Origin of the sequence: Actinacidiphila oryziradicis (genome assembly GCF_005047355.1) — a bacterium.
Lineage (GTDB): Bacteria > Actinomycetota > Actinomycetes > Streptomycetales > Streptomycetaceae > Actinacidiphila > Actinacidiphila oryziradicis.
In genome coordinates, this window is the sequence record NZ_SUMC01000203.1 from 1 (window position 1) to 6,921 (window position 6,921).

General features: G+C 69.7%; 10 protein-coding genes and 1 pseudogene. 7 read left to right on the top strand and 4 right to left on the bottom strand.

Translation table 11 applies throughout. The features are described 5' to 3' along the window. Both FCI23_RS58995 and FCI23_RS53065 read left to right on the top strand, forming a co-directional pair. Positions 1-257, top strand: a pseudogene (locus FCI23_RS58995) (NF041680 family putative transposase); the annotation flags it as partial. A gap of 527 nt (positions 258-784) precedes the next feature. Then, positions 785-1,132 (top strand): hypothetical protein, encoded by a 348-nt coding sequence (locus FCI23_RS53065; protein WP_136731231.1) that lies wholly within the window; start codon positions 785-787, stop codon positions 1,130-1,132. A gap of 46 nt (positions 1,133-1,178) precedes the next feature. Here the strand turns inward: FCI23_RS53065 and FCI23_RS53070 are convergent, their stop codons facing one another. Then, positions 1,179-1,817, bottom strand: a complete 639-nt coding sequence (locus tag FCI23_RS53070) for a hypothetical protein (RefSeq protein ID WP_136731233.1) — start codon at positions 1,815-1,817, stop codon at positions 1,179-1,181. Positions 1,818-2,439: 622 nt separating this feature from the next. Between FCI23_RS53070 and FCI23_RS53075 the strand changes: the two genes are divergently transcribed. The 3 genes from FCI23_RS53075 to FCI23_RS53085 all read left to right on the top strand — a co-directional run bounded on the left by FCI23_RS53075 (position 2,440) and on the right by FCI23_RS53085 (position 4,479). Next, entirely contained in the window at positions 2,440-3,312 is an 873-nt protein-coding gene (locus tag FCI23_RS53075) for a hypothetical protein (protein WP_136731236.1), read from the top strand. A gap of 230 nt (positions 3,313-3,542) precedes the next feature. After that, entirely contained in the window at positions 3,543-4,016 is a 474-nt protein-coding gene (locus tag FCI23_RS53080) for a DUF6166 domain-containing protein (protein WP_136731239.1), read from the top strand. Between the two features lie 13 nt (positions 4,017-4,029). Further along, a complete protein-coding gene (locus FCI23_RS53085; RefSeq protein WP_136731242.1) occupies positions 4,030-4,479 on the top strand; it encodes a hypothetical protein in 450 nt (149 codons plus the stop codon). On the opposite strand, the gene FCI23_RS53090 is transcribed toward FCI23_RS53085, so the two are convergent. Both FCI23_RS53090 and FCI23_RS53095 read right to left on the bottom strand, forming a co-directional pair. Continuing rightward, positions 4,458-4,706 (bottom strand): hypothetical protein, encoded by a 249-nt coding sequence (locus FCI23_RS53090; RefSeq protein WP_136731245.1) that lies wholly within the window; start codon positions 4,704-4,706, stop codon positions 4,458-4,460. The genes FCI23_RS53085 and FCI23_RS53090 overlap by 22 nt on opposite strands. A 9-nt stretch (positions 4,707-4,715) precedes the next feature. Beyond that, entirely contained in the window at positions 4,716-5,015 is a 300-nt protein-coding gene (locus FCI23_RS53095; RefSeq protein ID WP_136731247.1) for a hypothetical protein, read from the bottom strand. A gap of 167 nt (positions 5,016-5,182) precedes the next feature. Between FCI23_RS53095 and ku the strand changes: the two genes are divergently transcribed. Both ku and FCI23_RS53105 read left to right on the top strand, forming a co-directional pair. Continuing rightward, positions 5,183-5,938, top strand: a complete 756-nt coding sequence (gene ku / locus FCI23_RS53100; protein ID WP_136731250.1) for a non-homologous end joining protein Ku — start codon at positions 5,183-5,185, stop codon at positions 5,936-5,938. A 150-nt stretch (positions 5,939-6,088) separates the two neighbouring features. Further along, complete coding sequence (locus FCI23_RS53105) at positions 6,089-6,391, top strand: hypothetical protein (protein ID WP_136731251.1); 303 nt, start codon at positions 6,089-6,091, stop codon at positions 6,389-6,391. 15 nt (positions 6,392-6,406) lie between these two features. Here the strand turns inward: FCI23_RS53105 and FCI23_RS53110 are convergent, their stop codons facing one another. Next, positions 6,407-6,835 (bottom strand): NUDIX domain-containing protein, encoded by a 429-nt coding sequence (locus FCI23_RS53110; protein ID WP_136731254.1) that lies wholly within the window; start codon positions 6,833-6,835, stop codon positions 6,407-6,409. Positions 6,836-6,921: the final 86 nt, after the last annotated feature.

The following is a 6,921-nucleotide window of genomic DNA, read 5'->3' on the forward strand; positions in this document are numbered from 1 at the left end:
ACCTCGTCGCAGACCTGCGTCGGCCCTGGGAGAAGCCTCCCCGGCCGGGACGCGGACTGAGCCCGCACCGAGTACGCCGCGGATATCGACATCTGCGTGAACGGCTGGGCACCCCGAGCCGTCTGCCCAAAACCAGCACTCCCGGTCCCGGCCGCCCCCGCGGCGGCAAGAACACCCCAGCTCAACGACACCCCGTCGCCACCAAGGCCATCAAAACGGACACCGGGAAGGCCAAGGGACGCAAGAAGAAGGCTTAAATCTCAAGCAAAGAGACCCCTCACGAACGGGCCGCCCACCCCCCATAACGGAAAGGGCCCATACCGCTGCGCCATCCCCTCCGGTCGGCGAGCGCACGAGCCATACCGCAGCACAACCAGGGTGGAGGGGGATGGCATCCTCCGGGACGCCAACGGCAGAGTCACAGCACAACGGCGCGGCCACTTGGCCCTGCCCACCTGTCCCACTCGCCGGAGCCTACGACTACAGGGGGTTGCGCCGCTTACCCCCACCTGTGTTATCAGCCGGGTCCTGGAGTCCGAGGCTGCGAAAACCACAGATCAGAGCCCGTGAACACTCACGACTGCCGACCGTGGCCAGCGAACTTGCGCCGCTAACAACGCTTCCCGCCACAGTGCTGCCCGCCACCTGGCACGCACCACGCCGACATCCATCACACCCCACCGTCTGAGCTCCACCCCGCGACACAAAGGGGTGGAGCTCTTCATCCTCCACCCCACCGCATGCGGCGGACCGCCCGCCCATGCCCGACACCGAAGGAACCCCGATGACTCCAGACCCCAACTCCCCGCGGCGCGACGCCCAGCAACGGACGCCGGCGATGCTCACGCCCGCCATGCCGCCCTCGCGGCCGGAACGGCGGCGGGCCGTCGCGGCGGCGGGGGTGTTCGCCGGCGGCCAGGCAGCGGCCGCCGCACTGGCTACTGCGGGGGCCCCGTGGTGGGCCGTAGCAGCCTTCGTGGTGCCGGCCGTCGTCGTCCCGTCCATGGCTCTGCTGGCCCAGGTCCTCATGCCGGAGGAATCCGGACACAAACTGGAACTGTGGCGCGAGATCCTGCAGCACCGCGAGCGCAGAAAGCCTCGGCGCCAGCGCAGCCGACGGCGGCCTGCATGAACACTGCTGTGGCGGCACGTCGGCGGGTGCTTGTGCGGTTGCAGACTTAGTTGCCGACGTGGGCGCGCAGCTGGCGGGCGAAGTCGGCGTCCCCGCGCATCGTGGCGGCCACTTTGGCGTCCAGACCGCCTTGGTGGTCCTCACCGCACTGGCACAGGCTCCAGCCGCCGGCCTCAATGTGGGCGGCGACCCGTTCGAGGATGTCGGCGGCTTCATCCAGGACACCGACGGCGACACGCATGTCGGGACTGTCGAGATTGGCTGAGGTAGCTGCCCCGAGTTCGGTGATCAGGTCCAGGGCGTGGTTGGTGATGCGCCGGTCGCCGTTGCCGGAGGCGTACTTCGCAGCCTGGGCCAGCGCCATCAGTGGGCGCCCCGGGGCGAAGCGCGGCATGACGATCTCGCGGTCGTCGACGCGGACCGGGCGTACGGCGTGGACGTTCTCGGCACCGGCAGTGTCCGGATCCGAGGCTTTCGCGATGGTGTCCGCGGTAGCGGACGCATCGACGTAGCGCAGCGCGGAACGGGGCTGGATGCCCATACGGTCGGCGACCAGGCCCACCATGTGGGCCAGGACGTTGCGGACCGCGACCGGGTCCACTTCCAGGCCGCGGGTGAGGAGTTCGGCGTCCGTCTGCGCGGCCAGGGCCTTGAACGGGGCGGTGTTGCGAATGTCTGCTGCCACATTCGGCAGCGTACGGGCGCAGCTGGACGTGGCGCACCCGTTCCGGGGACGCGTACTCCGCAGGTGGAGCTGTTGGACTGAGTGCGTGGCGACGTGCCGCACACGTCGCGCTGCGGCGCACGTGCGCTCGCCCGCTAACCCTGGGCCGTCGGGGACCTCCACTACCCAGACCAGCACGACGACGGGCCGCCCCTGGAGGTGGGGCGGCCCAGTCGGTTCAACGCGCCCGAGGGCAATTGCGCGGAACCAATGCGGCACACCCCCGCCGGGGGGAGCGGAAGAGGAATGCCGCGCTCCACAGTCTGCATCCTTCCTACGGAAACCGGGAGGGATCCGACACGACGAAATCCGAACATCCCTACAGCACCGCACGCTCCACGGGCCAGCATCACGCGCCAGGTGGCGCGGTCCCTGCCTTACCGGACGCCCCGGCTTCGTCCACGAGTACTCCCCGAAGCAGCACGACAGCCGGCTCGCGCCGTTGCCATCGGCTCGGCGGCCGTGGCTGCGACATCGATGTGACAGGCGCCACAGAGTGAATCGGAGATTTATTGCCGGACACGGGCCGTGCCGCGACCGAGAAGGGAAGCTGTCCCTGATCTTGTTGAGGAGCCCGCACCGCATGACCGCCCACACCGCCTCCGAGCCCGCGGCCGATAGACCGCCCGACCACATCTACATACCGGTCGACAACGGCGCGGTGCCCGTGAACTTCGTGAGCGCCAATTTTGACCGCCGTAGCGTCATCGTCATCGGAGATCCCAATCGTCTCCGCCGACTCGATTTCAGTCCTGCGGTGGTCGCGGTCGAGGAGGACGGCACCCTCTCCCGGCAGCTGTTCACAGACGACCTCGAAGACCAGACCGCGCCACCGGTCAGTTTCCAGGCATTGGAAGCAGGCACGCTTCGCCTCGCGCACGCACTGGGCGCTCGCCAGGCTGCGATCCTGGGAGCGGACCACCTGGTGGATTCCTTCGCGACCCAAGTGATCGGCCGACAGGGCACGAAGTGGCGAGAGGCCGTCTCGACTGCGCTGCTCGGCGACTGGGTCGCTCCCCTCCTGCGCGGTGACCGACTCGGTCCCGAAGCCTTGGGGCACCTCAAGACGGAGGTCGATAAGCTTCACCGCCAGCTGATGCCGCTGTGGCGGCGCAGAACGCGCGGCTCCCGCCTCCTGCTGCTTGACACCCCACTCGGGGACGGACTGTCCCTGTACGACCTGCTCACCGGCTACCCCGACCCCCAGCACACCGTCACCGAGGCAGTCTTAGGTGACGCCCGTCTGAAAGCCTTACTGCGCGTCCTACATCCGGACGAACGCGCGGTCGCGCTCGCCTGGACCCACGCCGACGTCGCCACCTGGACCGAAGCAGCCCTCTGCGCCGGTGCTCAAGACCCCGTCGCCTTCGGCGAACGCGTGCGACGCAAACTCAAGCGCCTCGCCTCCCGAAACCACGACCGTGCAGCTGCACAGACCACGGCGGTGGCCCCGTGAACGTATGTGCCGCCGCACTGCCGGAGTTTCTCGGCAGCCTCTCCACCGCCCTCGTCGTCGCCACCACCAGCTGGGCACTTCGTGGGCTGCGCGCACGGAAGACCTCTCCTCCGACTCGCTCTGCTCGAACTCTTCCCGCCGCGGGGCTGACCGACGGTGCCCTGTTGGCCAGGGCCCGGCTCCGGCAAGGTGGGAGCCTCCGCGAAGCGATCAACGGGAGGGGACACAGCATGACGTACGAGGACCGTACGTACCACGGCATCCAGGGAGTTGGCAGCGACGAGGACGGGTGGCAGCCCGCCCGGCTCCGGGTCGAGAAGCCCGAGGACGGCCCCACCCAGCGCGAGAACGTGAAGGTGCTGCGCGAGCTCAAGGCCAAGGACGAGGACGAGCTCGGCGGATACGGCTGGGGCTACAACGGCGGCGGCACCAGCCGGGCCGCCGCCGCGATCCTCGCCGACGCCCTCGACCTCGGCACCCCGGAGAAGGCCGGCCTGTCCATGAGCGAATGGCCGCAGGACGACACCCTCGTCGCCCTCCGCGAAGACTTCTGCTCCGACGTGCTCTCGCAGTTCTGTGACGAGTGGCGGCTCGGCCGCGCCGCCGTCCTGCGCTGGGCCCGCGGCTGGTACGTACAGCGCGGCATCACCGAGCTGCCAGCCGCGCTCCGGGACCTCCCGCCGCTCGGGGACATCGACATCTGACAAGGGGCAGACGATGACGCGTTACAACAAGCGGATCGACCCGGTCGGCGACAACGGGCTGACCCGCTCCCAGCAAGCCGTCGCCCGGCGCTGGAGCGAGATCCTGGAACATCTGCCCCGGCTCGCCCAGGCCCTGGAGAAGGGCGACTTCGAGACCCTGGCCGACAAGGGCGAGCGCCTGGCCCACCTCGTCGACTACCTGTGGCGGATGCGCGGGCCGCCGACCGTGCACCAGTCCCGGACGACGGCGCGGTGTTCGCCGCAGTCGATCCCCACGCGCTCGACTCAGCGGTGGGCCGGGCACTGCACCCGGACCACAGCCCACGCGACTGATCCCGAGACGCAGCGGAGGACTCCGGCGATCAAGCTGCCGGGGTCCTCCGCTGTCCGGTTCGCCGGACGGACATTGACCGTGCCGGTACGCCCCAGTGCGTGTGGGGTTCAACGGGGCGGGTTGAGGTAGCGGACGATCAGCCGCTTGTCTTCCTCGGCGATCTCCACCATGCACGAACCGCGACCGCCAGCGAACTCAAGGACCCTCGACGACGGCAAGGATGGCAGGAACGTGGGCAGCAGGTGCGGATCATCCGCAGCGTCGTCCAGCGCCATTTCGAAGGAGCGTTGCGCCCAGGCCGGCATTTGCTGGTAGTCGTCGGCAACCTCGTCGGTGAGGTCGATCTCGTAGGGCACCCGGTCAGACTACGGGCGGAGCGCGGGCGCGATGTCCCGAATCTCAGCATCGGCCAGTACGCGGGGGCGGGCGGCTCGTCCGGCTCGCTCGTCTTCGATGCGTTGCGCCATGGCCACCATCTCGGGGATGTTGAGGGCGCGGGCGCGGATGTCCCAGTCGGCGAGGACTTTGGTGATGAGGTGGAGCGGTGTGTGTTCGATCTCGGCCTGGAAGGCGTCGCGGTGCTCCGCAGGCAGGGCGGCGCGGACGGAGCGGATGGTCGGCTCGGGCCGTGCGAGGTGGCCGGTGTCCGCTGGCTGCGCGCTCATGCTGTCCTCCAGGGAGCGATATCGCCTTGATATCGCCGTCGCGGTTCGAGCGTAGCGGGGATGACCGCCATAGTTCCCACCTATCCAGGCAACTATGCGGCCTCGCCGTCCCCGTATGTGGCCTAACCCGCCGTGCGCCCTTCGCACGCATACCGCAGGCTGGCCGTATGCGCTCCATCTGGTCGGGCTTCGTCAGCTTCGGCCTGGTCACCATCCCCGTCAAGCTCTACGCCGCGGCCGAGGACGCCCGGACCCCGCTGCACGAGGTCCACACCTGCGGGTCGCGCATCCGCCACCGGCGGGTGTGTGAGCGGGAGCAGCGGGAGGTGCCGCAGGAGGAGATCCGCCGCGGCTGGGAGGCCCCCGACGGGCGGGTCGTGGTCCTGGACGCCGGGGATCTCGAGCACCTGCCGCTGCCGTCGAAGCGCACCGCGGAGGTCCTCGGTTTCGTGGACGATGGCGACGTTGACCCGCTGCTGTACGACCGCCCGTACTGGGCGGGCCCGAACGGCGACACTGCCCAACGCCCCTACGCGCTGCTCGTCGAGGCCCTGGCTCGGCACGGCACCATCGCCGTCTGCAAGGTCGCCATCCGCACGAGGGAGCGGCTGGCCATCCTTCGGCCGCGGCACGGCATGCTCGTGCTCCACACGCTCCGCTGGCCGGAGGAGATTCGCGACCCCGGCGACCTGTCGTCGTCGGCACCAGTCACTGATCGTGAGCTGGCGTTGGCCGAGCTGCTCATGGATCAGCTGGCCGGCGTCGACATCGGCGACCTGCGGGACGAGTACGCGGTGGCGCTGGAGCAGCTCATCGTGGCCAAGGGGTCGGGCCGGGAGCTGGAGGCGGGCCTGGAGCCGGAGCCCGTGGTGGACCTCATGGCCGCGTTGGAGCGGAGCATCCGGGACGCGCGGCGGGAGTGAGCGCCTGCGGATCAGTGGCAGCGGCGGTTGGACTCGACCGCAGACGGAACCGCGATCCGGGGACGCGTGCTCCGCCGGTGGAGCTGCCGGGCTGAGCATGTGGGACGTGCCGCACGCAGTGCGCTGCTGTGTCGAACGTACGATCGCGGCATGGCCAAGCCCAAGAAGACGTTCGACGTCCCGGAGCGGCTCATCGGACTCCAGCAGGAGTGGTACGCCGCCGATGCGGAGCTCGTCGCGATTCCCACCCCGCCTATTGATCCAGAGACCGGCGGGCGGCCCTGGACGCCGGAACAGCTGGAGCAGATGGCGACTCTGCGCGAGCGACTGCGCGACTTGGCGGGCCGGATCGCAGCGGATGAGTGGTGGGGTGGCATTGCCCGGGAGGACCTGGTAGATGCGCGTTCGGCGGTGAAGGTGGAAGCGCGGCCGAAGACGCCCGCGGCCGGGTAGTCCGGGCTTCCGGGATCAGCCGGTCAGGACGACGGGCCGCTGCGGTGTGCCCTGGTCGAGTACGTCGGCGATCAGGGCGGCGAGGCCGATCGGGTAGACCGTCTCCTGGGTGGCGCGCAGCTCGCCCAGGGTCCACCAGCGGCGGGCACGGATGCCGTCGGGCTGGGTGGCGCGGGCGGGGTCGACGGCGGCGGGGTCGATGCGGGCGAGGTAGTAGCGCTCGACCTGGTGGGCGGGGCGGCCGCCAACGTGGTGGACCTGGCTGCGTTCGGCGAGCTGCGGGCCGAGCTCGACGTTGTCGAGGCCGAGCTCCTCCCGCAGCTCGCGCCGCGCGGCGGTGGGGTAGTCCTCCTGGTCTTCCAGGGAGCCGCCGGCGGTTGCCCAGAAGCCGCCGTTCTCGTCATACGACGTCGTGCGCGGTAGCTGAGACCCCGGTCTGAGCATGCAAACGGCCGTGCGAGACGATCATGATTGTGACGTCAAGAGGGGCCCGCACGGCCTTGAGCCATCGTATCTGCACCGGGATCCCG